Origin of the sequence: Zoogloea dura (assembly GCF_012927165.1) — a bacterium.
GTDB classification, from domain to species: Bacteria; Pseudomonadota; Gammaproteobacteria; order Burkholderiales; family Rhodocyclaceae; genus Zoogloea; species Zoogloea dura.
On sequence record NZ_JABBGA010000010.1, the window covers coordinates 1 to 24,568 of the forward strand.

The 24,568-nt window shown below is 67.9% G+C and carries 22 protein-coding genes; 15 read left to right on the forward strand and 7 right to left on the reverse strand.

Annotation, left to right across the window (positions count from 1 at the left end):
* Positions 1–299, reverse strand: a 299-nt coding sequence (locus tag HHL15_RS13375; protein ID WP_169146287.1) for a GDP-mannose 4,6-dehydratase, incomplete at its 3' end; no start/stop codon positions are given.
* 277 nt (positions 300–576) lie between these two features.
* Between HHL15_RS13375 and HHL15_RS13380 the strand changes: the two genes are divergently transcribed.
* The 6 genes from HHL15_RS13380 (at position 577) to HHL15_RS13405 (ending at position 8,140) form a co-directional block, all read left to right on the forward strand.
* Positions 577–2,550: a CHASE domain-containing protein gene (locus HHL15_RS13380; protein ID WP_169146288.1), complete on the forward strand. Its 1,974-nt coding sequence runs from the start codon at positions 577–579 to the stop codon at positions 2,548–2,550.
* Positions 2,551–2,637: 87 nt separating this feature from the next.
* Positions 2,638–4,080 (forward strand): pyruvate kinase, encoded by a 1,443-nt coding sequence (pyk, locus tag HHL15_RS13385; protein WP_169146289.1) that lies wholly within the window; start codon positions 2,638–2,640, stop codon positions 4,078–4,080.
* A gap of 120 nt (positions 4,081–4,200) precedes the next feature.
* Positions 4,201–5,265, forward strand: coding sequence for a class II fructose-bisphosphate aldolase (gene fba / locus HHL15_RS13390; RefSeq protein ID WP_169146290.1), 1,065 nt, complete (start codon positions 4,201–4,203; stop codon positions 5,263–5,265).
* A gap of 75 nt (positions 5,266–5,340) precedes the next feature.
* Positions 5,341–5,721 (forward strand): hypothetical protein, encoded by a 381-nt coding sequence (locus tag HHL15_RS13395; RefSeq protein ID WP_169146291.1) that lies wholly within the window; start codon positions 5,341–5,343, stop codon positions 5,719–5,721.
* Positions 5,722–5,853: 132 nt separating this feature from the next.
* A complete protein-coding gene (locus HHL15_RS13400; protein ID WP_169146292.1) occupies positions 5,854–7,155 on the forward strand; it encodes a DUF3422 family protein in 1,302 nt (433 codons plus the stop codon).
* Between the two features lie 52 nt (positions 7,156–7,207).
* Positions 7,208–8,140 carry a phosphoribosylaminoimidazolesuccinocarboxamide synthase gene (locus HHL15_RS13405; protein WP_169146293.1) on the forward strand — a complete coding sequence of 311 codons (933 nt, stop codon included), beginning with the start codon at positions 7,208–7,210 and terminating at the stop codon, positions 8,138–8,140.
* A 63-nt stretch (positions 8,141–8,203) separates the two neighbouring features.
* Here the strand turns inward: HHL15_RS13405 and HHL15_RS13410 are convergent, their stop codons facing one another.
* The gene (locus HHL15_RS13410) at positions 8,204–9,067 is read right to left on the reverse strand and encodes an HDOD domain-containing protein (protein WP_169146294.1); all 864 of its coding nucleotides are present in this window, start codon (positions 9,065–9,067) and stop codon (positions 8,204–8,206) included.
* A 108-nt stretch (positions 9,068–9,175) separates the two neighbouring features.
* Here HHL15_RS13410 and HHL15_RS13415 point away from each other — a divergent pair, with 108 nt between their 5' ends.
* The 5 genes from HHL15_RS13415 to HHL15_RS13435 all read left to right on the forward strand — a co-directional run bounded on the left by HHL15_RS13415 (position 9,176) and on the right by HHL15_RS13435 (position 13,513).
* Complete coding sequence (locus HHL15_RS13415; RefSeq protein ID WP_169146295.1) at positions 9,176–11,242, forward strand: M3 family metallopeptidase; 2,067 nt, start codon at positions 9,176–9,178, stop codon at positions 11,240–11,242.
* Positions 11,239–11,706: a glutaredoxin family protein gene (locus HHL15_RS13420; protein WP_169146296.1), complete on the forward strand. Its 468-nt coding sequence runs from the start codon at positions 11,239–11,241 to the stop codon at positions 11,704–11,706. The genes HHL15_RS13415 and HHL15_RS13420 overlap by 4 nt, the downstream gene beginning before the upstream one ends.
* Positions 11,707–11,778: 72 nt before the next feature.
* On the forward strand, positions 11,779–12,537 hold the full coding sequence (gene xth, locus HHL15_RS13425) for an exodeoxyribonuclease III (RefSeq protein ID WP_169146297.1): 759 nt from the start codon (positions 11,779–11,781) through the stop codon (positions 12,535–12,537).
* 20 nt (positions 12,538–12,557) lie between these two features.
* Positions 12,558–13,220, forward strand: a complete 663-nt coding sequence (locus HHL15_RS13430; RefSeq protein ID WP_169146298.1) for a Crp/Fnr family transcriptional regulator — start codon at positions 12,558–12,560, stop codon at positions 13,218–13,220.
* A gap of 101 nt (positions 13,221–13,321) precedes the next feature.
* The gene (locus tag HHL15_RS13435) at positions 13,322–13,513 is read left to right on the forward strand and encodes a YgaP family membrane protein (RefSeq protein ID WP_169146299.1); all 192 of its coding nucleotides are present in this window, start codon (positions 13,322–13,324) and stop codon (positions 13,511–13,513) included.
* Positions 13,514–13,572: 59 nt separating this feature from the next.
* Here the strand turns inward: HHL15_RS13435 and rsmA are convergent, their stop codons facing one another.
* The 5 genes from rsmA to HHL15_RS13460 form a co-directional block, all read right to left on the reverse strand.
* Positions 13,573–14,379 carry a 16S rRNA (adenine(1518)-N(6)/adenine(1519)-N(6))-dimethyltransferase RsmA gene (gene rsmA / locus HHL15_RS13440; protein ID WP_169146300.1) on the reverse strand — a complete coding sequence of 269 codons (807 nt, stop codon included), beginning with the start codon at positions 14,377–14,379 and terminating at the stop codon, positions 13,573–13,575.
* Between the two features lie 10 nt (positions 14,380–14,389).
* A complete protein-coding gene (locus tag HHL15_RS13445) occupies positions 14,390–15,280 on the reverse strand; it encodes a patatin-like phospholipase family protein (protein WP_169146301.1) in 891 nt (296 codons plus the stop codon).
* Positions 15,277–16,257: a 4-hydroxythreonine-4-phosphate dehydrogenase PdxA gene (gene pdxA, locus HHL15_RS13450; RefSeq protein ID WP_169146302.1), complete on the reverse strand. Its 981-nt coding sequence runs from the start codon at positions 16,255–16,257 to the stop codon at positions 15,277–15,279. Before pdxA ends, HHL15_RS13445 begins: the two co-directional genes overlap by 4 nt.
* A gap of 142 nt (positions 16,258–16,399) precedes the next feature.
* The gene (locus HHL15_RS13455) at positions 16,400–17,695 is read right to left on the reverse strand and encodes a peptidylprolyl isomerase (protein ID WP_169146303.1); all 1,296 of its coding nucleotides are present in this window, start codon (positions 17,693–17,695) and stop codon (positions 16,400–16,402) included.
* 17 nt (positions 17,696–17,712) lie between these two features.
* Positions 17,713–20,220, reverse strand: coding sequence for an LPS-assembly protein LptD (locus HHL15_RS13460; protein ID WP_169146304.1), 2,508 nt, complete (start codon positions 20,218–20,220; stop codon positions 17,713–17,715).
* 81 nt (positions 20,221–20,301) lie between these two features.
* Between HHL15_RS13460 and HHL15_RS13465 the strand changes: the two genes are divergently transcribed.
* The 4 genes from HHL15_RS13465 to HHL15_RS13480 are packed head-to-tail and all read left to right on the forward strand — an operon-like array spanning position 20,302 to position 24,527.
* A complete protein-coding gene (locus tag HHL15_RS13465; protein WP_169146305.1) occupies positions 20,302–21,300 on the forward strand; it encodes an aminoglycoside phosphotransferase family protein in 999 nt (332 codons plus the stop codon).
* A gap of 16 nt (positions 21,301–21,316) precedes the next feature.
* Positions 21,317–22,009 (forward strand): N-acetylmuramate alpha-1-phosphate uridylyltransferase MurU, encoded by a 693-nt coding sequence (gene murU / locus HHL15_RS13470; RefSeq protein WP_169146428.1) that lies wholly within the window; start codon positions 21,317–21,319, stop codon positions 22,007–22,009.
* A 59-nt stretch (positions 22,010–22,068) separates the two neighbouring features.
* A complete protein-coding gene (pepP, locus tag HHL15_RS13475) occupies positions 22,069–23,385 on the forward strand; it encodes a Xaa-Pro aminopeptidase (RefSeq protein WP_169146306.1) in 1,317 nt (438 codons plus the stop codon).
* The gene (locus tag HHL15_RS13480) at positions 23,385–24,527 is read left to right on the forward strand and encodes an FAD-dependent monooxygenase (RefSeq protein WP_169146307.1); all 1,143 of its coding nucleotides are present in this window, start codon (positions 23,385–23,387) and stop codon (positions 24,525–24,527) included. The genes pepP and HHL15_RS13480 overlap by 1 nt, the downstream gene beginning before the upstream one ends.
* Positions 24,528–24,568: the final 41 nt, after the last annotated feature.

Below are 24,568 nucleotides of genomic sequence, written 5' to 3' on the forward strand. Positions count from 1 at the left end.
ACGTTGGTGCGGATGAAGTCGCCGGGGCCGTGGATGGAGCGGTCCACGTGGCTTTCGGCGGCAAAGTGCACCAGGGCGCGGGGGCGGTGCTCGGCCAGCAGCCGGTCGATGAGCGCCCGGTCGCAGATGTCGCCCTGCACGAAGAGGTGCCGCGGGTCGCCCGCCAGCGAGGCCAGGTTCTCCAGATTGCCTGCGTAGGTCAGGGCATCCAGGTTGACCACCGGCTCGTCGCTTGCGCGCAGCCAGTCCAGAACAAAATTTGCGCCAATGAAGCCGGCGCCGCCGGTTACGAGAATCATGGAGGGTCCTCTGGAAAATCGGAATCTGGGTGCGCGTGCACAAAAGCAAGTCCGGCTTGCAGCACTGACTTGAAGCACCTGAACCTGGCCGGACAAGGTCACCCCTTGCGCCGAGGCCTCGATTTTATACGACAGGCATGACCACCGGATTGACACTGCGCGGGCATTCTCCACGATCGGGATCAAACTCACCGGATAACTGCCGTTAAACACGCTGGAAAGACTCGGGACTTCCTGCATGCGCGCAAACGCCAAAGCTCCAGGATCGGACCCCCCATTGCCGGCCGACAGCAGTGGCGCCGGGCGCGGCTGGCTACGGACGGTGCTACTGCCCACGCTGGTCATCTGTGCGCTGGCGGTGCTGGTAGGCATCCAGGCGGTAAACCGGCTGAACGAGGTCAATGCCCAGGCCCGGCGCGATGCCTTCACCCTGAAGACCTCCGAGATAACCTTGCGCATCGAGGAGCGCTTCAAGGCTTACCGGCAGGTGCTCACCGGCGCCCGCGCCCTGTTCCATGCCTCCCGCGAAGTGTCCCGTGGTGAGTGGCAGACCTACGTGGATGCCCTGCGTCTTCCGGCAGCCTACCCGGGCATCCAGGGCATCGGCTTTGCCGCCTACATCCGGCCTGCCGAGCTGCGGGCCCATGAGGAGAACATCCGTGCGGAAGGCTTCCCGGACTACCGGGTCAGCCCTCCCGGCCCACGCGCCGAGTACAGCGCGATCGTCTTCATCGAGCCCTTCGACTGGCGCAACCAGCGGGCCTTCGGCTACGACATGCTGGCTGAGCCGGTGCGTCGCGAGGCCATGATGAAGTCTCTCGAGCTCGGCCTGCCGGCCCTCTCCGGCAAGGTCCGCCTGGTCCAGGAGACCGCCAGCGTGCCCCAGGCCGGGGTCCTGCTCTACCTGCCGCTGTTCCGCCAGGACGCAGGCCTGCACACCCCGGGCCTGCGCGAGAAAGCCCTGCTGGGCTGGATCTACAGCCCGTTCCGGATGGGTGACCTGATCACCGGCACCCTCGACAACTCGGACACGCTGGTGCGGCTGCGCATCTACGATGGCCATGAAACCACGCCCGAGAGCCTGCTTTACGACAGCCACCCGGAACGCCCGACCGCAGGCCGGCTGCAGGACAAGACCCAGTTGGAGCTGGACAGCCGGATCTGGACCCTGGTCTTCGACAGCCCTCCCGATCGCGGCGGAGACGCCCCCGCCTACCTGGAGCAGGGCGCCATCGTGCTGATCTGCGGCCTTTTCGTGCTGCTCGCCGCCTCTTTCTTCGCCGCCCGCAACCGGGCCCGTGAGCTGGCCCGGATCGGAGCCTCCCTCAGTGCCAGCGAGGCGCGCTACAGCACCCTCGTGAACCAGTCCTTCGAGGGCATTGCCGCGCTCGATGCCGGGCTGCGCTTTTCCTTTGCCAACCCACGCCTGCAGGACTTGCTCGAAGCGCCCGGAGAAACCCTCATCGGTACCCCGTTCACCCGTTTCTGGCCCGACGACCCGCCCCGCGTCCGCCACTTCACCCAGCGCCTGCAACAAGGTCGAGCGGGCACCTTCGAGCAGGAGCTGCTGACCCGCGACGGGCGCAGCCTCACCGTGATCGTCACCGACTCCCCGCGCCTGGACGCCGACGGCCACCTCCAGGAGGTGATCCTCACCCTGACGGACATTTCGGAGCGCAAGACCTCCGAGGAGCGCATCCGCTTCCTGGCCAGCCACGACTCACTGACCGGGCTGGCCAACCGGGCCAGCTTCATGGAGCGGATGGGCGACAGTCTGCTGATGGCCCAGCGCCACCACACCCGGCTCGCCCTGCTCTACCTGGATCTGGACCACTTCAAGGAGGTCAACGACACCCTCGGCCACGCCGCCGGCGACCTCCTGCTCGTCGAAACCGCTCGCCGCATGCGCCAGTGCCTGCGTGCCAGCGACCTGCTGGCGCGCCAGGGGGGTGATGAGTTCATGGCCCTTCTGCATGACATCGGCACCATGAACGAAGCCATGGGCGTCGCCGAGAAGATCCGCCGGGCGATCAACACGCCCTACCTGATTGATGGCCGCGAATGCCGGGCCTCGGTGAGCATCGGCATCGCCCTTTACCCGGACCACGGCCTCAACCTGGACAGCCTGGCCCGCCAGGCCGATGCAGCGATGTACCGGGCCAAGTCCATCGGCCGCAACAGCGCCGCGCTGGCCCCCGTGGTGACCTCCGGCGCTGCGCCACCGGACAGCCCGCCGCCCTTCGAGCCCTGAGCCGAGCCGCTCACAGGCCCTTCGCTTGGCCTAGAATGCCGCAGTCCCACGACACGGCCCTGCCGCCCATCCCACCCTGGAGACCCCATGTCCCGCCACACCAAGATCGTTGCCACCCTCGGCCCCTCCTCCTCCGATCTCAACACCCTGGAGCGCCTGGTTCAGGCCGGCGTAGACGTGGTTCGCCTGAACTTCTCCCACGGCAAGGCGGAGGACCACATCGCCCGTGCCCGGCAGATCCGCGAAGCCGCCCAGCTGGTCGGGCGCCCGGTGGGCATCCTGGCCGACATGCAGGGCCCCAAGATCCGGGTCGGCAAGTTCGAGGAAGGCAAGGTCAACCTGGTCAAGGACGCGGCCTTCATCCTTGATGCCCAGTGCGAGTTCGGCAACGCCCAGCGGGTCGGCCTCGACTACAAGGACCTGCCCCGCGACGTGAAGCCCGGTGATGTGCTGCTGCTCGACGACGGCCGCCTCAAGCTCGGCGTCGAACGCGTGCTCGGCCACGAGATCCACACCAAGGTAAAGGTCGGCGGCGAGCTCTCCAACAACAAGGGCATCAACCGCCAGGGTGGCGGCCTGACCGCACCGGCCCTCACCGCCAAGGATATGGAGGACATCAAGACCGCCGCCCTGATCGGCGTGGACTTCGTCGCCATCTCCTTCCCCAAGGGCTCCGCCGACATGTACATGGCGCGCCAGCTGCTGCGGGCCGCCGGCAGCAGCGCCGTACTGATCGCCAAGATCGAGCGCACCGAGGCGGTGGCCAACCTGGACGAGATCCTCGACGCCTCCGACGGCATCATGGTGGCGCGTGGCGACCTCGCCGTGGAGGTGGGCGACGCCACCGTGCCGGCCCTGCAGAAACGCATGATCCGGGCCGCCCGCGAGAAGAACAAGCTGGCCATCACCGCCACCCAGATGATGGAATCCATGATCCACAGCCCGGTGCCCACCCGCGCCGAAGTCTCCGACGTGGCCAATGCGGTGCTCGACGGCACCGACGCAGTAATGCTCTCCGCCGAGACCGCCTCCGGCAAGTTCCCGGTGGAAGTGGTCGAATCCATGTCGCGGATCTGCCTGGAGGCGGAGAAATCCGCCGAGGTCACCATGGACCGGGATTTCCTCGACCGGGTGTTCACCCGCATCGACCAGTCCATCGCCATGGCCGCCATGTGGACCGCCTACCACCTCAAGGTCAAGGCCATCGCCTCCCTCACCCAGACCGGCTCCACCGCCTTGTGGATGAGCCGCCTCAACAGCGGTGTACCCATCTACGCCCTGACCCCCGAACTCTCCGCGCGCAACCAGATGACCCTCTACCGGGAGGTCTACCCCCTGCTCATGTCCCAGGTCCACGCCGACCGGGACGTGCTGCTGTGGGAGGCCGAGCAGATCCTGCTGGAGCAGGGGGTGGTGGACTACGGCGACCTCATCGTGCTGACCATCGGCGAGCCCATCGGCGCCGCCGGCGGCACCAACACCATGAAGATCGTACGGGTCGGTGAGACCCGCAAGCCCGGCAGCGTGTGACCGGCGACACAAATTGCGCTTCCCGGATGCCTGCCCGCTGCGCAGGCATCATGCTGCCTTGGTAGAATTACGGTTTTACGCCTATACCCGGCCGGGCTCCCGGCCATCGGAGAAAACACCATGTCCCTCGTTTCCATGCGTCAGCTTCTCGACCACGCCGCCGAGTACGGCTACGGTCTGCCCGCGTTCAACGTCAACAACCTCGAACAGGTCCAGGCCATCATGGAAGCCGCTGCGGAAACCGACAGCCCGGTGATCATGCAGGCCTCCGCCGGCGCCCGCAAATACGCCGGCGAAGCCTTCCTGCGCCACCTGATCGATGCGGCTGTCGAAGCCTACCCGCACATTCCCGTCGTGATGCACCAGGACCACGGCCAGTCGCCTGCCATCTGCATGGGCGCGATCCGCTCCGGCTTCTCCTCGGTGATGATGGACGGCTCCCTGCTCGAGGACGGCAAGACCCCCTCCTCCTACGAATACAACGTGGACGTGACCCGCCGCGTGGTCGAGATGTCCCACGCCATCGGCGTCAGCGTCGAAGGCGAACTGGGCTGCCTGGGCTCCCTCGAAACCGGCCAGGCCGGCGAGGAAGACGGCGTCGGCGCCGAAGGCACCCTGGACCATTCCCAGATGCTCACCGATCCCGACCAGGCCGCCGACTTCGTCAAGCAGACCAACTGCGACGCGCTGGCCATCGCCATCGGCACCAGCCACGGTGCCTACAAGTTCACCCGCAAGCCCACCGGCGACATCCTTGCCATCGAGCGCATCAAGGCCATCAACGCCCGCATCCCCAACACCCACCTGGTGATGCATGGCTCCTCCTCGGTGCCCCAGGAACTCCTCGAGATCATCCGTCAGTACGGCGGCGACATGAAGGAAACCTACGGCGTGCCCGTCGAAGAAATCGTTCGGGGCATCAAGTACGGCGTGCGCAAGATCAACATCGACACCGACATCCGCCTGGCCATGACCGGCGCCGTGCGCAAGTTCTTCATCGAGAACCCCTCCAAGTTCGACCCGCGCGACTTTCTCAAGCCCGCCCGCGAAGCCGCCAAGCTGGTCTGCAAGGCCCGCTTCGAAGCCTTCGGCACGGCCGGCAACGCCAGCAAGATCAAGCCGATCTCCCTGGAGAAGATCGCGGCCGGCTACAAGAGCGGCGCCCTGAACCAGGTCATCCGCTGATCCGGCGCCACACGGCGCCCACCCACCTGCGGGGCCGGCTTGCCGGCCCCGTTTGCTTTCCCGAGGAGATCTCCGATGGCACTTCCCTGGTCCACCCTGGTCAAGGCAATTCCCTGGTCCGACGTCATTTCCAAAGCCCCCGATCTCGCCCAGGGCGCCCGCAAGCTGTGGCAGAAGGCCTCCGGCCAGTCCGGAGCCGGGGAGCGGCAGGCCGAAGCCGCAACGCCGCTCGCCGACACGGACGCCCGCTTCGCCAGCCTCGACACCCGGCTCGTCGAACTGGCCACCCGCCAGCAGGAAGTCACCGAACTCCTGGCCGCCCTGGCCACCCAGAATGCCGAACTGGTGAGCACCGCCGACACGCTGCGCCAGCAGTTGCGCCGACTGTGGGTCGCCGTCGGCCTGCTCACTGTGCTGAGTGTGGGTAGCCTGATCCTGCCCTTCCTCACCCGGTGAACTTGTTGCAGCGCAGCAACGATATGTGATCCAGGGCACGACCCTCAACGCCCTCGCCCTTGCCAGCCTGGCTTCCGTAACGGCAAGATTGCTTCCCGACCATCCTCGCGAGCGCGCCGTCGCCCCGCCACCATGACCCTGCCCGACCATTTCGCCGAGCACGCGCAGCGCCACGCCCTCAACGACGAGTTCCACGCCCGGCCTCCGGTTCCGCTGGAAAGCCCCCAGCTCATCAGCTATCTGGCCATGCACCACGACGGTTGCGAACCCGGCGCGGCGTTGCAGCACCTGATCGCCCTGGGCAAGCTGCTTGGCCAGCCCATCGACGCGGAGGGCAGCCATCGGCTGATCGATTTCGGCAGCTTCCAGCTCAGGTGGGAACTCCACAACGAATTCTCCAGCTACACCTTCTTCAGGCCGGTGGCCCGCGGCGAAGGCCTCGATCACAGCACCTCGGCCCTCGCCGCAGCCCCCCAGGCCTGGCTGCAGAGCCTGCCCGGCAAACTGATCGTGGCCACCCACGTGGAGCTGCGCTCCGCCGCCGAAGTGACGCCGGACAGCGTGATGGACAAACTGTCGCCCACCGGCACCGCGATGGTCGGCGCCCAGGTGGCCGACGGTGCGGCCTGGGTGTTCACCGACTTCCTGTTTGAAGAAGGCTTCTCCCGCTTCCTCGTCATCGACGTGTCCCTGACCCGCCGCCAGGCCGGCCGTACCGTGCAGCGCCTTGTCGAGATCGAGACCTACCGCCTGATGGCCCTGCTGGCCTTCCCGGTAGCCAAGGAGGTCGGAAAAATGCTCGGCACCGCCGAACAGACCCTCGCCGATCTCATGGTCCGCACCGGCGCCGCCCGCTCCCCCGACGACGAGCGCAGCGTGCTGGCCGACCTCACCAGCCTGGCCGCAGAAGTTGAACACTCGGTGGCCCGCACCACCTTCCGCTTCGGCGCGGCGCGGGCCTATCACAGCCTGGTCATGCAACGCATTGCCGAACTGCGCGAGCAGCGCATCATCGGCCTGCCCACCTTCCATGAATTCATGGAACGCCGCCTGCTACCGGCCATGCACACCTGCGAGACCATGGCCCGCCGCCAGGAAGACCTGTCCAGCCGCGTGGCCCGCAACAGCCAGCTGCTGCGCACCCGGGTCGAGGTCGAACTCGAACGCCAGAACCAGGAGCTCCTGGCCCAGATGAACCGCCGGGCCAAGCTCCAGCTACACCTCCAGGAAACCGTGGAAGGCCTGTCGGTGGTGGCCATCACCTACTATGCCTCGCAGCTGGTCCAGTACATGGCCAAGGGCGTCAAGCACTACATCGAGCCCTTCACCCCGGAAGGCCTCACCGCCGCCGCCATCCCCGTCATCGCGGGTCTTGTCGCCTTCAGCATGCACCGCATGCGCAAACACCTCGCCGCCGCCGACGGCGGACACTGACCGACCCGCGCCACCCCGCTATAATCGCTTTTTGACCGACGGACTCTCGACCGTGACCACTCCGCTCTTCGAATCCTCCATCCGCAGCCTGCCCCTGCTGGGCCGTGGCAAGGTGCGCGACATCTACGCCATCGACGCCGACAAGCTGCTCATCGTCACCTCCGACCGCCTGTCGGCCTTCGACGTGATCCTGCCGGATCCGATTCCCCGCAAGGGTGAAGTGCTCACCGCCCTGGCCAACTTCTGGTTTGCCCGCCTCGGCCACATCGTGCCGAACCAGCTCACCGGCATCGACCCGGAAAGCGTCGTCGCCGCCGACGAGCGCGACCAGGTGCGCGGCCGCGCCCTGGTGGTGAAGCGCCTGGCGCCGCTGCCCATCGAGGCGGTGGTGCGCGGCTACGTGATCGGTTCCGGCTGGAAGGACTACCAGGACACCGGCGCCATCTGCGGCATCGACCTGCCGGCCAACCTCAAGCAGGCCCAGAAGCTGCCGTTCCCGATCTTCACCCCCGCCAGCAAGGCCGAGGTGGGTGATCACGACGAGAACATCAGCTTCGAGCAGGCCCAGGAGCGTACCGACACGGTGCTCGCCCAAGCCCTTGAAGGCACCGGCAAGACCGGCGCCCAGCTGGTTGCCGAAGCCCGCGACGCCGCCATCCGCTTGTATTCCGAAGCCGCCGACTATGCCGCCACCCGGGGCATCATCATTGCCGACACCAAGTTCGAGTTCGGCATCGACGCCGCCGGCACCCTGCACCTGATCGACGAAGCCCTGACGCCCGACTCCTCCCGCTTCTGGCCGGCCAGCAGCTACGCCGAGGGCATCAGCCCGCCGAGCTACGACAAGCAGTACGTGCGTGACTACCTGGAGACCCTCGACTGGGGCAAGGTCGCCCCCGGGCCCAAGCTGCCCGACGAGGTCATCGCCCACACCGCCGCCAAGTACGTGGAGGCTTACGAACGCCTCACCGGGAAGACCCTGTAAAAGGGCTTTCCGGCGACACAAAAAAACCCGCCTGCCGGCGGGTTTCTTCATGGCCCCAGGTCCTTACACCTGGAACAGGCTGATCATCGCCTGCTTCTCTGTCGCCGACTCCTCCAGCACCGCCTTCAGACGCTCCTCGTCCAGCCCCAGCGTGGCGGCCTTGGCGAGGCCATGGCGGAAACCCTCGTCCTCCTCGGAGAAGGGATTGGGCGTCTCGGCCAGCAGGTGGCCGATGAAGACCAGGTCGGTGATATTGGTCGGAGGCCAGTCGCCGCCGTAGATTTCCGGATTGTCGACCACGTCCACCAGCTCCCGCGGCATGTTCATGGCCGCCAGGACAGCCCGCCCTATGGGTGGATGCCAGACCCGCACGAGGTCGGACAAGGGGCTGTCATCCTGCAGCATCTCGGGATACTCCCAGACCCTGGCCAGCAGGAAGAACTGGCCGATGTCATGCACGATGCCGGCGAAGAAGGCCGCATCCCGGTCCAGCGAGGTACAACGGCGTGCCAGCACGCTGGCCGTTGCGGCCACATCCACGCTGTGCGCCCACAGCTTGCGGACAAGGGGCTGGTAAGGGCCCAGCACATCCCGATGGATCAACTGTTCGGCAGCCACCGCCATGGCCAGCGCCCGCAGCTTGCCGAAGCCGATGCGCACCAGGGCCTTGGGCACATCCGCCACCAGACGCCCGCCGGGGTTGTACCATGCGGAATTGGCCAGGGCGACGGTACGCGCCGCCAGCAAGGGTTCCGCCGAGACCATGGACGACATCCGGGTCAGATCGGTGTCTGGATGGTCGAGGGCCTCGAGTACCCTCAGAGTCACCTCCATGGAGGTGGGAAAGCGCAATTCGCCACGCTCCAGCTCCTGGGTAATCGTGTGCAGGAAAGCCTGCTCGCCCAGATTCAAAGCCTTGTCGCTCACAACCGTCCCCTTTACGCTTCCATCGTCCAGCCGGAATCCGTCGCTCCAGGCGACACCCCGCACGGAATTCGGCAAAATGAAACCACTCAACCGACTGCACCCCCAACCATGACCACCACCACCGCCTCTCCCCTGCTTGAACTGTCCGGCCTGCCGCGTTTCGACGCCATCCGGCCGGAGCACGTGGAGCCCGCCGTGCGTACGCTCCTCGAAGCTCTGCGGAACACTGTCGAACGCCTGCAGGACGACCCCGCCACCCCCACCTGGGCCGGCTTCGTCGACCCGATCGAGATCGAGGGCGAGCGCCTTGGCCGGGCCTGGGGTGTCGCGGTGCACATGCACAGCGTGATGGACACCCCCGAATGGCGGGAGGCCTATAACGCAATGCTGCCCGAGGTCACCCGCTTTTACGCCGAACTGGGGCAAAACCTTAAGCTTTTCCAAAAATATAAAGCGATTGCCGACGGCCCGGAATACCCTTCCCTGTCGCCCGCCCGCCGCCGCATCATCGACAACGAACTGCGCGGCTTCCGCCTCTCCGGTGCCGAGTTGCCCGACGACCTGAAACCGCGCTTCCAGGCCATCCAGGAAGAACTCGCCGGCCTCGGCGCCAAGTTTTCCGAGAACCTGCTCGACGCCACCAACGCCTACAGCCACCTGGTCAGCGACAAGAACGACCTGGCAGGCCTGCCCGAGGACGCGATCGCCGCCGCCGCCGAAGCCGCCGAAAAGGCCGGCCAGAGCGGCTGGAAATTCGGCCTCAGGATGCCCTCCTACCTGCCGGTCATGCAATACGCCGACAACCGGGTCCTGAGGGAGACACTCTACCGCGCTTACGCCACCCGCGCAGCGGAGATCGACAACGGCTACAGCAAGCCCGAATGGGACAACAGCCCGCTGATCAAGCGCCTCCTCGCCCTGCGTGCCGAAGAAGCCCACATGCTCGGCTACGCCAACTATGCCGAAGTATCCCTGGTGCCCAAGATGGCCGACACCCCGGCGCAGGTCCTCGGCTTCCTGCGCGAACTGGCCGCCAAGGCCAAGCCCTTTGCCGAGCGCGACCTGGCCGAACTCACCGCCTTCGCCCGCGACGAGCTCGGCCTGACACCGCTCGAGCCCTGGGATGTGGCCTATGTATCGGAGAAGCTGCGGGTCGCCCGCTACGCCTTCTCCGAACAGGAAGTGAAGGAATACCTGCCCGAGCCCAAGGTCCTCGACGGCCTCTTCGGGGTCATCCAGAAGCTCTACCAGGTGAGCATCAAGCCCGACAGCGGCCCGGTGTGGCACCCGGATGTGCGCTTCTTCCGGATCGAGCGGGACGGCCAGCTGGTCGGCCAGTTCTACCTCGACCTGTACGCCCGCGACACAAAGAAGGGCGGCGCCTGGATGGACTCCGCGATCACCCGCCGGCGCCTCGCCCAGGGTATCGAGACCCCGGTGGCCTACCTGGTCTGCAACTTCCCCGGCCCGGTCGGCGGCAAGCCCGCCACCTTCAGCCACGACGACGTGATCACCCTCTTCCACGAAAGCGGCCATGGCCTGCACCACCTGCTGACCCGGGTGGACGACCTCGCCGTCTCCGGCATCCATGGCGTGGAATGGGACGCCGTCGAACTCCCCAGCCAGTTCATGGAGAACTTCTGCTGGGAGTGGGACGTGGTCCGCGAGATGACCGCCCACGCCGACACCGGCGAGCCCCTGCCGCAGGCGCTCTTTGACAAGATGCTGGCGGCCAAGAACTTCCAGAGCGGCATGCAGACCGTGCGCCAGCTCGAGTTCTCCCTGTTCGATCTGCTGATCCACATGGACTTCGACGCTGAAAAGCAGGATGTGCTCGAGCTGCTCGCCGAAGTCCGCAAGGAAGTCGCCGTGCTGGTGCCGCCGGCCTGGCACCGTTTCCCCAACAGCTTCAGCCACATCTTCGCCGGGGGCTACGCCGCGGGTTACTACAGCTACAAGTGGGCCGAGGTGCTGTCCGCCGACGCCTTCGCCGCCTTCGAGGAAGCCGGGCGGCCCAAGGGCAGCGTGCTGGACGCAGAGACCGGCGCGCGCTTCTGGGACGAGATCCTGGCCGTCGGCGGCAGCCGCCCGGCCCTCGACTCCTTCAGGGCCTTCCGCGGCCGCGAACCCCAGGTGGACGCCCTGCTCCGCCACAGCGGCATGGTGCCTGCGTGACCGCCCGCGCCGGCCTCGCCGCGCTGCTGCTCGCCGCCGCGCTGCCGGCGGCGGCGCAGAGCGCCTACCGCTGGGTGGATGAGCAGGGTCGCGTACAGTACAGCGACCAGCCGCCGCCCCAGTCGATCAAGAAGTTCGAGGAGCGCAAAGTCCAGCCCAATCGGGGCGACGCCCTCGAGGCCTTCGAGAACCGCAAGGCGGCCGGCAGCTTTCCGGTGACGCTCTACACCGGCAAGGACTGCGGCAAGCCCTGCGACGACGGCCGGGCCCTGCTCAAGAAACGGGGCATCCCCTTCAGCGAGACCACCATCGAAACCGCCGAGCAGGTGGCCGAGTTCAAGAAACGCTTCGGTACCGAGCCCTACGTTCCCGCCCTGGTGGTCGGCCGCAAGATCGAATCCGGCCTCGCCGAAGGACTCTGGCACAGCCTGCTCGACGACGCCGGCTACAAGGCCAAACGCTGACAACCACCGTGCGCCGGCCCCTTCAAGCCCGGCCCGGCGCACGCCTTGCCCCAACGCTCTACCCCTCTCCCCATGAAAATCGCCACCTGGAACGTCAACTCCCTCAAGGTCCGCCTGCCCCACGTCGTCGACTGGCTCGCGGCCAATCAGCCGGATGCCCTGTGCCTGCAGGAGCTCAAGTGCGAGAACAGCGCCTTTCCGCTGGCCGAGATCGAAGCCGCCGGCTACCAGGCCGTGTTCAACGGCCAGAAGACCTATAACGGCGTGGCCATCCTGACCCGCCAGTCGCTGGCGGACGTGACCCACAACATCCCGGGCTTCGCCGACGAGCAGAAGCGCATCATCGCCGGCACCCTGGACGGCGTGCGCATCGTCTGCGGCTACTTCCCCAACGGGCAGGCGGTCGGCTCCGACAAGTTCGCCTACAAGATGGCCTGGCTGGAGGCCCTCACCGCCTGGCTGCAGGATGAACTCAAGGCCACGCCCCGGCTGGTGCTGGCCGGCGACTACAACGTCGCCCCGGAAGACCGCGACGCCCACCCCGACTGGAAGGACGAGATCCATGTGTCCGAGCCGGAGCGCGCCGCCTTCCGCCGCCTCATCAACCTGGGCCTGACCGACGCCTTCCGGATGTTCGAGCAGGAAGAGCGCGCCTTCTCCTGGTGGGATTACCGGATGGGCGCCTTCCGCCGCAATTTCGGCCTGCGCATCGACCACCTGCTGATCTCCGCGCCCCTGGTGGAGCACTGCACGGCCTGCTACACCGACAAGGCCCCACGCAAGCTCGAGCGCCCCTCCGACCACACGCCGGTGGTGGTGGAACTGAAGTAAGGCCTGACCGGAGCCCTGCGATGATCGATGCCCCCGCCGGCGATGCGCTGTTCGCCCTCTACCCGATCCTCGCCAGGCTGCCCGAGGCCGCGCGCGATCGCCTGCGCAGCCGGGCGCGGATCATCGGCGTGCCGGCCGGCACCACCCTGTTCGACGAACGCCAGGCCTGCCAGGGCTTTCCCTTCGTGCTGTCGGGGAGCATCCGGGTCATCAAGGCAGCCCCCAACGGCCGCGAGCTGCCCCTCTACCGGGTCACGCCCGGGGAGACCTGCATCATCTCCTCGGCCTGCCTGCTCGGTCAGGCGCCCTACAACGCCCGGGGCGTCACCGAAGCCGAGACCCGCCTGCTGCTCCTGCCAGTCGAAGACTTCCAGGCCTTGCTCGCCGAAACCGCCTTCCGTGACTTTGTCTTCCAGCTCTTCTCCGAGCGCATCGCCGACCTCATGCAGCTGATCGAGGAGGTCGCCTTCCGCAAGCTGGACCAGCGCCTCGCCGCCCTGCTGCTGGGCAAGGGCACCCGCATCCACACCACCCACCAGCACCTGGCCGACGAACTGGGCAGCGTGCGCGAGATTGTCAGCCGGCTCCTCAAGGGGCTGGCGGAGCAAGGGCTGGTGGCCCTGTCACGGGAGCAGGTGGAGATCCTCGACCCCGCCGGCCTGCGCCGTCTCGCTGGCGGCTGAAGGGAACTGAGGGGAGGCTGTGTAACCTTGGTTACAGACGCTCGCCATCCCTGAATGCTGAAATGGGCCCACATCAACCCATTCCTGCCCAGGAGGCAATCATGAAAACGAATGTAGGTGGTATCGACAAGGTCTTGCGGATCGGCGGCGGCGTGGCCCTGGTGGCCTGGGCTGTCATGGGCGGCCCCGTCTGGGCGTGGATCGGCGTGGTGCCCCTGGCCACCGGGCTGACCGGCTTCTGCCCGGTCTATCCCCTGATCGGGCTCAACACCTGCCCGCTGAAGAAGGACTGAGCCTCAGCGCAGGACACGGTAGCCCACACGATCCCGGCCCTGCCCGGGATCGCTGCCGTTTACGCCGGAGCGCCGCCCCTGCCGGCCGCAGCCAGGTAGTCGGCGATCCGCACAAACTCCGCGACGCTCAGCTTCTCGCCACGCAGGCCGGGGTCGAGGGCCAGGGCCGCAAAGTCGGCCTCGTCGAGCCAGCCCCGCAGGGTGTTGCGCAAGGTCTTGCGGCGCTGGCCAAAGGCTGCGGTGACGATCTTGCCGAGCAGGGCGTAATCGGCCGCGGTGCATTCCGTCACCGGGCGCGGCACCATCCGCACAATGCTGGACATCACCTTGGGCGCCGGGCGGAAGGCCCCCGGCGGCACATCGAACAGCCGCCCCATGTTGAAGCGGTACTGCAGCATCACCGACAGGCGCCCGTATTCCTCCGTGCCGGGCTCCGCCACCATGCGCATCACCACCTCCTTCTGCAGCATGAAGGTCATGTCCTTGACCCGCTCGGCGAAGTCCGCCAGGTGGAAGAGGATGGGCGTGGAGATGTTGTAGGGCAGATTGCCCACCACCCGCAGCGGCGTTCCATCCGCCGCCAGGCTGCCGAAATCGAACTTGAGGGCATCACCCTCGTGGATGGTCAGCCGCTCGGGCGGATGGGTCGTCTTCAGGCGGGCGATCAGGTCGCGGTCGATCTCCACCACATGCAGGTGGCCCAGACGCTCCATCAGGGGTTCGGTCATCGCCCCCAGCCCCGGGCCGATCTCGACGATGCGCTCGCCCTCCACGGGACGGATGGCGTCGATGATCTTGCGGATGATGTTGGGGTCCGACAGGAAATTCTGGCCGAAACGCTTGCGGGCCTGGTGTTGTTCACTCATTCGATGATCCTCAACCGTTTTTCTTGTCCCAGGCCGCGATGGCCTCGCGGACCCGCGCCACCGCGGCGAAGCCGACCTTCTCGCCCTCCAGGATGGCTTCGTGGCGCTGCTGGAAGTTGGTGGCCGGCAAACCGCGCAACTCGGGGCGGATCACCACGTCGGCGTCCGCCAGTTCCACCTTGCCCAGGGCACCGCCCATGATGGAGATGGTATCGAGGAGCACATCCACGCTGCCCTGGTTCTTCTTGCCGCTGGGGCGCCCCGAGATATCCACGGCGATGACCAGGTCGGCGCCCATGCTGCGCGCCTCCCGCACCGGGATCGGCGCCACCAGCCCGCCATCCACGTACTCGCGGCCATTGATCGCCACCGGCGGAAACACCCCGGGGATCGACGAGGACGCGCGCACGGCGGTGCCAGTGTTGCCGCGCTGGAAGATGATCGGCTCGCCGCTCTGCAGGTCGGTGGCCACGGCCGCAAAGCGGCGCTTCAGCCCCTCCAGCGGCTTGTTGCCGACATGGGTGTTGATGAAGCGCTCCAGCGCCTCGCCCTTGATCACGCCACGGTCGAAGAGGCTCCAGTCGGTCACCGACGATTCATCCAGCTGGATGGCAAGCTTCTGCAGGTCGAAGGGGCCGTGGCCGGCGGCATACAGCGCACCGACCACCGAGCCGGCGCTGGTGCCGACCACAATATCTGGCAGGATGCCATTGGTTTCGAGGGCCTTGATCACCCCGATGTGGGCAAAACCTCGGGCGGCACCGCCCCCCAGGGCCAGGGCGATGCGCGGCTTGCGGCCCACCCTGGCGGCCACCGGCTCGGGACGTTTCTGCAGTTCGCCACAGGCGGCCAGGCCGAGGGCCGACAGCCCTCCCAGGATCAGGCGACGGCGATCGGTCACGGGCGGCGTCCCTTGGCCATGGCGATGGCCAGCTCGACCGCCGCGAACAGGCTGCCCGGGTCGGCCCGGCCGGAGCCGGCCAGATCCAGCGCCGTGCCATGGTCCACCGAGGTCCGGATGATGGGCAGGCCCAGGGTCACGTTGACCCCGCCGCCGAAGCTGGCGTGCTTGAGCACCGGCAGCCCCTGATCATGGAACATGGCCAGCACCGCGTCCCCCTGTTCGAGGGTGTGCGGCACGAACAGGGTATCGGCCGGCAGCGGGCCGCGCAGGTCCATGCCCTCGGCGCGCAGCGCCTCCAGCACCGGCGTGATCACTTCGATCTCCTCCATGCCCATGTGGCCGCCTTCGCCGGCATGCGGGTTGAGACCCGCCACCAGGATGCGCGGCGCGGCGAGGCCGAAGCGCGCCTTCAAATCCTGGTGCAGGATGCGCAGGGTGTCGGTGAGCAGCGGGCGGGTGATTGCGGCGGGGACGTCCTTGAGGGGCAGATGGGTGGTCGCCAGCGCCACGCGCATACCGCCGCCCACCAACATCATCACCACCAGCGGGGTGGCCGTGGCCTCGGCCAGGTATTCGGTGTGGCCGGAAAAGGGCACACCGGCGTCGCAGATGATGCCCTTGTGCACCGGCGCAGTGACCATGCCGGCAAACTCTCCGGACTTGCAGCCGGCGATGGCCCGGTCGAGCACATCGAGCACGTAGCGGCCATTCAGGGGCTCGAGCCGGCCGGCCGTAGCGGCCACCGCCAGCGGCACATGCAGGACTTCCAGCGCCCCCGGCCGGGGGGCGCCGTCGGGCTGGTAGGCGAGGATGTCGAGGGCCGGCTCGACGGCATGGATGCGCGCCGCGATCATCTCCCGGTCGCCGATGACCACCAGGCGGGCGGGCCATTCGCGGCGGGGCAAGGCGGCACAGAGATCGGGGCCGACACCGGCAGGTTCGCCGCTGGTGATCGCAAAGGTGGGCAGACTCATGATGCGGAATTCCAGGTACGGAAAAGGGATGGGAGCCAGTGGACAGCCGGGCAGGGCCGCGGGTTCACCAGGCGGGGTCCCCAAAAACACAAAGGCCGCCGGCGCCGGGTGAGACCCGGCCACCGGCGGCCCGGAGGACTGCCTATCGCTCTTCCTGGCGATACTCCACGTAGGCCCGGTCGCGCAGCTGGCGCAGCCAATCCTGGTAGGCCTCGTCGGACTTGCGCTCTCGCAGGGCATTGCGGGCGGCGGCGCGCTTGCGCTCGTCGGAGACGTCCTGGACCCGACGATCCTCGACGAGGATCAGGTGCCAGCCAAAGGGCGACTGGATCGGCTGGCTGACCTCGCCGGGCTTGAGGGCGTCCATGCCCTGCTCGAACTCCGGCACGGTGTCACCCGGGTAGATCCAGCCCAGGTCCCCGCCCTTGGAAGCGGACAGATCGGCCGAATGCATGCGGGCCAGCTCGCCAAAGTTGGCCCCGCCCTGCACGACGCTTTCACGCAGGTCGGCGAGACGGCGGCGCGCATCCGCGTCGGTCACCACTTCGCTGGTCTTGATGAGGATGTGGCGGGCGCGGGTCTGCTGCACCTGGGCCGGCACACCGGACTGCCCGCCGCCCTTGCGATCGACCACCCGGACAATGTGGAAACCGGCGGCGCTGCGCAGGATGGCGGTGGTTTCACCAGGCTTCAGCCCGGTAACCGCCTCGGCGAACAGGCTGGGCAGGCGATCGGCGCCACGCCAGCCGAGATTACCGCCGGTCAGGGCATCGGGGGCATCCGAGTAGCTGGCCGCCAGCTTGTCGAAGGGCTCGCCACGGGCCACCCGGGCCGCCACGTCCTCGGCCTTGGTGCGCAGGCGGGCCAGTTGTTCGGGGGTCGCGCCATCCGGCGCCCGGAACAGGATGTGGGAGAGGTTGTACTCCTCCTGCCCGCCGGCGCTCTCGGGATGGGTGAGGAAGTTGCTCACCTCTGCGTCGGACACCACGATGCGGCCGTCCACCTCGCGCTCGCGTACCCGGGTCAGCAGCATTTCGTTGCGCACCTCCTCGCGGAAGCGCTCCCAGGAAAGGCCGTCCTGCTCGAGTGCCTTGCGGAACTGGGTCATCGACATCTTGTTGCTATCGGCGATCCGCCCCACTGCGCGGTCGAGGGTGAGGTCGTCCACCCGCAGGGAGGTTTCATTGGCCAGCTGGATCTGCAGCCGCTCCATGATCTGGCGCTCGAGGACCTGCTTTTCGAGCACGTCGGCCGGCGGCAGCGTGGTGCCCTGACGGGTGAGCTGGCGGGTCACCTGGGCGACGCGCTGACGCAGGTCGGAGAGGGTGATGACTTCGCTGTTCACGACCGCCACGATGCGGTCCACCTCGACGGGGCCGGCGGCAAGGGCCGCACTGGAAATGACGGAAGCGGCGATAAGGGAAACGATCAGTTTCATGGGTCGAGGGAGCGCTTTCAGAATTCGTCGTCGTTGGCGAAGGGGTTGGAGCCGTCGTTGATCTTCCCATAGCCGGGAACGCTGCGGCGGAGCACGTTGAGGGGGCTGGACCCCAGGCTGCCGGCGCCGTTGAACTCGAGCTGGAAGAAGAAGGCACGGGTGACGTCGGTGGCACTGGTGGTGAGGTGCTGCACCACACCGCGGAAGACCCAGCAGCCGGCGTTGTATTCGACGCCTGCAATACCCTGGGTCAGGCGGTGGTCACGCAGGTTGCGGTTGTAGCGCCCGACCCCGTACCAGTTGCCCCACAGGGGCCATTGGCCGGTCAGGTCGATGTCCCGGAAACCGTTGGGGTTGGCCGGGTCGGTGGAATAGTTGCGGCGGTAGCGCCAGCTCACGCCGAGGGTCTTGGCATAGGCCGGCTGGAAACGGAAACCGAAGTTGAAACGCTCGGTCCAGTTGTCCCGCGGGTTGTACTGCCAGGCGGTGTCGAGCTGGGTCTTGGGCGCAATGGTGAGGCCCAGGGCGGCCAGCAGGTCGGCCTGCTTGCCGGTGCGGGCCGGGGTGTCCTTGTTCAGGGTGACCCGCTGGTCGACCAGGTAGTAGCGCTGCCCCAGAGCCGCCCGCACGGTCTCGGCGCCGGTCTGCGGATCGATCAGGCGGCTCTGCACCGCGGTGGTGATCTGGTTGGCGTTGGAGATGCGGTCGCCACCGGTGTAGACGTTCTCGGCGAAGATCTGCGCGAAGTTGAAGTCGTAGAAGCCCGAGTCGAAGTTCGGGATGGTCGACTGGTCGCGGTAGGGCACGTACAAGTAGTAGATACGCGGCTCGAGGGTCTGCACGAAGTCCCGGCCGCCGAACTGGGTGTCCCGCTCGAAGGTCACGCCGCTATCCACCGACACGATGGGCAGCGTGCGGGTCAGGGAGTTGTCCCCCGCGCTGAGGCGCCGGTCAAGCTCGTAACGGGTGGTGTGCACGCCGATCTTCGGGGTCACGAAGAAGGAGGCCGTCTGCAGCGGCAGCGAAAGCTGCGGATAGAAGGTCAGCCGGCGCCCTTCGTCGAAGGTCGGGTGGCTGAAATCCACGTATTCGCTGGCCAGCTGGAAGGTCACACCACCGGGCAGTTCAGGGCGGTTCGCCGTGAGCGTGAGCTGGGGCAGCCGCTTGTAGGGCGTGGCGATCGTGGCCCCCGTCTTCGGATCGGTGAGGGTCTGGTAGGCCTGCAACATGCCGGTGGCCGACCACCAGCCACCGCCGGCGTAGGTCACCGAGCCTTGGCGCAGCAGGTTGACCTGGGAGGTCAGGGTCAGGCGCGAACTCAGGTCGATGAAGTAACGCGGGTCGGACACCCCGTTGAAATTGACGTTGCTGCTCCAGCCGCCGCCAAAGTTCTGATCATGGCGGATCGAGCCGGCATACCGGCTGCGCCCTTCGACCTGGTCGTCGGGCATGTATTCGACATAGGCGATACCCTTGTACATCGGGTCGATGTAGCGGGCCTCGTTGCGGAACTGCAGGCCACGGCGCCCCATCAGGCGGGTGGTCAGGGTGTCGTCGTAGTTGGGCGCCAGGTTGAAGTAGTAAGGCACCGTGAGGTCGAAGCCGACCTTGTTGGACGTGCCGAAGGTCGGCGACAGCAGGCCGGACTTGCGGCTCTCGCCGAGGGGGAAGTCGGCCCAGGGCAGGTAGGCGATGGGCACATCCTTGAACCACATGGTGCCGCTGCGGGCCTCCCCCACCTCGGCGTCGTAGTCGAGGTCGAGCTCCTTGGCCTTGAGATACCAGTCGGGGCGGTCGGGCTTGCAGCTGGTCCAGGTCGCATTGAACAGGCGGAACTGGTTCTCCCCCTCAAGCACCAGCGAATCGGCATCGCCGTGGCCGCTGATCGGCTGCTGGCTGGCGGGCAGGGCCTGACCGGGGAGCAGCGGCGCCTGGCCCGGCCGTGGCGGACGCGCCGGGCGGCTGATGGCATAGCGCGGGGAATCAAACACCCCGACCTGCTCCTGCACCTTCATGCGGGCATGCGGGCCGCTCATCTCGTCGGTACCGCGGGTCACCTTGACGTTGCCGGTGGCCTCGACCTCATCGGTCAGCTCGAAATACTGCAGTCGGTCGGCACTCACCCGGGTGGCGTCACGCACCAGCACCGCCGAGCCTTCGGCCGCCACGTCCGTATCCTGGCGGCCGAACACGCGGTCGCCGGTGATCCGGGTTGCCCCGGGGAGCAGCTCGGGATCCTGGGGCGCCGGCGGCGCAGCCTTGCGCCCCGGCCTGGCCGGCGTGGCAGCTGCGGCAGCACGACCCGGCGCCGCGGCCGCGGACCTGGCTGCTGCAGCGGCAGGCGGCTGCGTGGCTGCGGCTGCAGCGGGCGGCTGCGTGGCAGCCCGGGGCACGGGCCGGCTGGCCGCGGGCTTGCCCAGCAAGGCCGGCGACACCACGAAGGGCGGGAGATCCTCGGCCCCCGCTCGCCCCCACAGGGCGAACAAGGCAATGGACAGGAAGCGCAACTGGGTACGTGGTTTCATCCGGGGACTGGAACCAGCCGGCGAGCCGACCGCATGGTTTGATAAACTGCGCGATTTTACACGAACGCATCTCCGACTCCCGTGGAACGACGCCAACAACTCCAGTCCTGGATCGCCGCCGAATTTCCCGGCCGCCCCTTCGAACTCGCCCCGGCCAGCGCCGACGCCAGCTTCCGACGCTATTTCCGCGTCACCTTCGCGGACGACCCGGTCACCCTGATCGCCATGGATGCACCGCCGAGCCACGAAGACTGCCGTCCCTTCGTGCATGTAGCCGAGCTCTTCGGCGCCGCCGGCGCCCATGTCCCCGCCCTGATCCGGCAGGATCTGGAACAGGGCTTCCTGCTGCTGTCCGACCTGGGCAGCACCACCTATCTGCAGGCTCTCACCAAGGACAATGCCCACAACCTGTATGCAGACGCCCTCGGCGCCCTGATCTGCATCCAGAAGGCCAGCCGCCCCGACGCCCTGCCCGAGTACAGCCGCGAGCTGCTGATGCGCGAGCTGGAACTCTTCCCGGTGTGGTACGTGAGCCGCCACAAGGGCGTCACCCTCACCGACAAGCAGGCGACCCAGCTGTACGAGGTTTTCGAGCGCATCCTGGACGTCAACATGGCCGAGCCCAAGGTCTTCGTGCACCGTGACTTCCACAGCCGCAACCTGATGCTGTCCAGCCCCAACCCCGGCGTTCTCGACTTCCAGGATGCCGTGTACGGCCCCATGAGCTACGACCTCGCCTCCCTGCTCAAGGACGCCTACATCCACTGGGAAGAGGATTTCGCCCTCGACCTGCTGGCCCGCTACTGGGAAACCGCCCGCGCCCTCGGCCTGCCGGTGCGCGAGAACTTTGCCGAATTCCACCGGGACTACGAGTGGATGGGCGTGCAGCGCCACATCAAGGTACTGGGCATCTTCGCCCGCCTGTACCACCGGGACGGCAAGGACGGCTACCTGAAGGACATGCCCCTGGTCATGCACTACCTGCGCAAGGCCTGCGAGCGCTACGGCGAGCTGCGGCCGCTGCTGCGCCTGCTGGAGCAACTGGAACCGACCGTCACCGAAATCGGCTATTCCTTCTGAGCGCCCCATGAAAGCGATGATCCTCGCCGCCGGCCGCGGCGAACGCATGCGCCCCCTCACCGACCACTGCCCTAAACCGCTCCTCGAGGCGGGGGGCAAGCCGCTGATCGTCTGGCACATCGAACGCCTGGCCGCCGCGGGCTGCCGCGATCTGGTCATCAACCACGCCCACCTGGGTGCGATGATCGAGGCGGCCCTCGGCGACGGATCCCGCTTCGGCGTGCGCATCCGCTATTCGCCGGAAGGGAGTGCCCTGGAAACCGCCGGCGGCATTGCCCGAGCCCTGCCCCTGCTCGGCGACGGGCCCTTCATCGTGGTCAATGGCGACGTCTTCTGCGATGCCGACTTCGACGCCCTGGGTCGTGCCGCGGCCGGTCTGGGCGGCGACGGCCGCCTCGCCCACCTGCTGCTGGTGGCCAACCCGGAGCACAACCCCGCAGGCGACTTCGGCCTGCAGGCCGACGGCCTGGTGCGCGACGAAGGCGGCGAACGCCTCACCTTCTCCGGCCTGGGGGCCTACCACCCGGCGCTCTTCGCCGGCCTCTCGCCGGACGCCCCGGCCAAGCTCGCCCCCCTGCTGCGTGCCGCCATGGCCCGCGGCCAGGTCAGCGGCAACCGCCTCGACGGCCGCTGGGTGGATGTGGGCACCCCGCAGCGCCTGCTCGACCTCGACACCAGCCTGCGCACCGGCCGGCAGGCAATCGGCTAAGCTCGCAACGTTCCGCGCCCAGCGCAGTCAATCCCAGAACACCGCCACCGGACACCGCCATGCCCCTCGACATCACCCCCTTCCAGGCCCGTCGCACCCGGCTGCTCCAGACCATGCAAGCTGCCGGCGGCGGCGTCGCCATCATCGCCACCGCCCCGGAGCGCATCCGCAACCGGGACGCCCACTACAGCTACCGCTTCGACAGCTACTTCTACTACCTGACCGGCTTCCGTGAACCAGAGGCGGTGCTGGTGCTGGTGGCCGGCGAAGCGCCCCGCAGCCTGCTGTTCTGCCGCAGCAAGGACATCGAGCGCGAGATCTGGGACGGCTACCGGCACGGCCCAGAGGCCGCCCGCGAGACCTTCGGCTTCGACGAAGCCCACCCCATCGCCGAGCTGGACGAGCAGCTCACGACCCTGTTCGCCAACCAGCCCGCCGTCTTCCACTCGGTGGGCTACGACGACGCCTGGGATGCCCGCGTCACCGGGGCCCTCAACCGGGTCCGTGCCATGGCACGCAGCGGCGCCCACGCCCCGTCCCTGATCCGCGACGTGCGCAGCCTCGTCGACGAGATGCGCCTGATCAAGGACGAGGCCGAACTGGCCATCATGCGCCGTGCCGCAGACATCTCCGGCGGCGCCCACCGCCGTGCCATGCGCGCCACCCGCCCGGGCGCCTGGGAATACGAGATCGAGGCCGAGTTGCTGCACGAATTCCGCCGCCACGGCAGCCAGGCCCCCGCCTACAGCTCCATCGTTGCCGGCGGCGCCAACGCCTGCGTGCTGCACTACGTCGAGAACGACGCCCTGCTCAAGGACGGCGACCTGCTGCTGATCGACGCCGGCTGCGAACTCGACGGCTACGCTTCCGACATCACCCGTACCTTCCCGGTCAATGGCCGCTTCAGCGGCCCGCAGAAGGCCGCCTACGAACTGGTGCTGGCCGCCCAGGCCGCAGCCATGGCCGTGACCCGCGCCGGCGCCGGCTGGAACGACCCCCACGATGCCGCCACCCGGGTGCTGGCCCAGGGCTTCATCGACCTCGGCCTGCTCGAAGGCAGCCTCGACGGCGTGCTCGAATCCGGCAGCTACCGCCAGTTCTACATGCATCGCACCGGCCACTGGCTGGGCCTGGACGTGCACGATGCCGGTGAGTACAAGCTGGCTGGCGAGTGGCGCCCGCTGGTCGCCGGCAACGTACTGACCATCGAACCCGGCTGCTACATCCGCCCGGCCGACGGCGTGCCGGAAGCCTTCTGGAACATCGGCATCCGCATCGAGGACGACGCCCTCGTCACCGCCGACGGCTGCGAGCTGATCACCGGCTCCGCGCCCAAGAGCGTGGCCGACATCGAAGCCCTGATGCGGGAGGCCTGATGGAGCGCCACGACCTCGCCATCATCGGCGCCGGCCCGGTGGGCATGACCCTCGCGCTGGCCCTCAAGGATGCCGGCCTCGACATCGTGCTGCTGGACGCCCGCCCCCGCGGCGCGGCGCGCCAGGACCCGCGCGTGCTGGCCCTGTCCCACGGCACCCGGCTGACCCTGGAGCGGCTGGGCGTCTGGTCGCGCCTGCCGGCCACGCCCATCAAGACCATCCACGTGTCCCACCAGGGCGGCCTCGGCCGCGCCCTGCTGCGGGCCGACGAATACGGCCAGCCCGCCCTCGGCTACGTGGTCGCCGCCGGCGACCTGGCCGCGGCCCTCGACGATGCGCTCGGCGCCACCGGCATTCCGGTTCGCGACAATGCCAGCGTCAGCGGCCTGGCGGCCGGCGCCGAGGATGTGCTGATCAGCCTCGCCGACGGCAGCCACCTGAGCGCCCGCCTCGCCGCCTGCGCAGAAGGGGCCATCCAGGGCAGCGATGACACCGGCCTGATCGAGCGCGACTACGGCCAGCACGCGGTGATCAGCATCGCCACGCCGGCCGCAGCCCATGGCCAGCGGGCCTGGGAACGCTTCACGCCACAAGGCCCGCTGGCCGTCCTGCCCTGTGGCAGCGGCTGCGCCATCGTGCATACCGCCGCACCCGACGACGCCGACGCCCTGATGGCCCTCGACGACGACACTTACCTGGCCCGCCTGCAGGCCCACTTCGGCAGCCGCCTGCGCTTCGCCTCGGTGGGGTCGCGCGCCCGCTACCCGCTGCTGCTGCGCTACCGCCCCAACCCGGTCGGGCAGCGCACCGTATGGCTCGGCAACGCCGCCCAGACCCTGCACCCGGTGGCCGGCCAGGGCTACAACCTGGCCCTGCGTGACGTCTGGGCCTGCGCCCAGACCCTGCTCCGAGCCGGTGGCGACCCCGGCGCAGCCGACACCCTGGCCGCCTACGCCCGCGCCCGCCAGCTCGACCGCCAGGGCACGATCCGCTTCACCGATGGCCTGGTGCGCCTGTTCAGCACCGCCGCGGCGCCCCTCAAGCACCTGCGCGGCGCCGGCCTGTTCGCCCTCGACCTGCTGCCGCCCGCCCGCCATTTCGTGGCCAAACGCATGATGTTCGGCGCCCGCGCCTGGCCCTGAACAAAAACTTCCGGCTGGCGTGACAAAGCTCGTCGCCGCGG

What these genes read in the sequence shown, in the direction of transcription:
- pyk (WP_169146289.1), top strand. Translation starts at nt 2,638, where the DNA reads ATGTCCCGCCACACCAAGATCGTTGCCACCCTCGGCCCCTCCTCCTCC.
- fba (WP_169146290.1), top strand. Translation starts at nt 4,201, where the DNA reads ATGTCCCTCGTTTCCATGCGTCAGCTTCTCGACCACGCCGCCGAGTAC.
- HHL15_RS13395 (WP_169146291.1), top strand. Translation starts at nt 5,341, where the DNA reads ATGGCACTTCCCTGGTCCACCCTGGTCAAGGCAATTCCCTGGTCCGAC.
- HHL15_RS13400 (WP_169146292.1), top strand. Translation starts at nt 5,854, where the DNA reads ATGACCCTGCCCGACCATTTCGCCGAGCACGCGCAGCGCCACGCCCTC.
- HHL15_RS13415 (WP_169146295.1), top strand. Translation starts at nt 9,176, where the DNA reads ATGACCACCACCACCGCCTCTCCCCTGCTTGAACTGTCCGGCCTGCCG.
- xth (WP_169146297.1), top strand. Translation starts at nt 11,779, where the DNA reads ATGAAAATCGCCACCTGGAACGTCAACTCCCTCAAGGTCCGCCTGCCC.
- HHL15_RS13430 (WP_169146298.1), top strand. Translation starts at nt 12,558, where the DNA reads ATGATCGATGCCCCCGCCGGCGATGCGCTGTTCGCCCTCTACCCGATC.
- HHL15_RS13435 (WP_169146299.1), top strand. Translation starts at nt 13,322, where the DNA reads ATGAAAACGAATGTAGGTGGTATCGACAAGGTCTTGCGGATCGGCGGC.
- rsmA (WP_169146300.1), bottom strand. Translation starts at nt 14,379, where the DNA reads ATGAGTGAACAACACCAGGCCCGCAAGCGTTTCGGCCAGAATTTCCTG.
- pdxA (WP_169146302.1), bottom strand. Translation starts at nt 16,257, where the DNA reads ATGAGTCTGCCCACCTTTGCGATCACCAGCGGCGAACCTGCCGGTGTC.
- HHL15_RS13455 (WP_169146303.1), bottom strand. Translation starts at nt 17,695, where the DNA reads ATGAAACTGATCGTTTCCCTTATCGCCGCTTCCGTCATTTCCAGTGCG.
- HHL15_RS13460 (WP_169146304.1), bottom strand. Translation starts at nt 20,220, where the DNA reads ATGAAACCACGTACCCAGTTGCGCTTCCTGTCCATTGCCTTGTTCGCC.
- murU (WP_169146428.1), top strand. Translation starts at nt 21,317, where the DNA reads ATGATCCTCGCCGCCGGCCGCGGCGAACGCATGCGCCCCCTCACCGAC.
- pepP (WP_169146306.1), top strand. Translation starts at nt 22,069, where the DNA reads ATGCCCCTCGACATCACCCCCTTCCAGGCCCGTCGCACCCGGCTGCTC.
- HHL15_RS13480 (WP_169146307.1), top strand. Translation starts at nt 23,385, where the DNA reads ATGGAGCGCCACGACCTCGCCATCATCGGCGCCGGCCCGGTGGGCATG.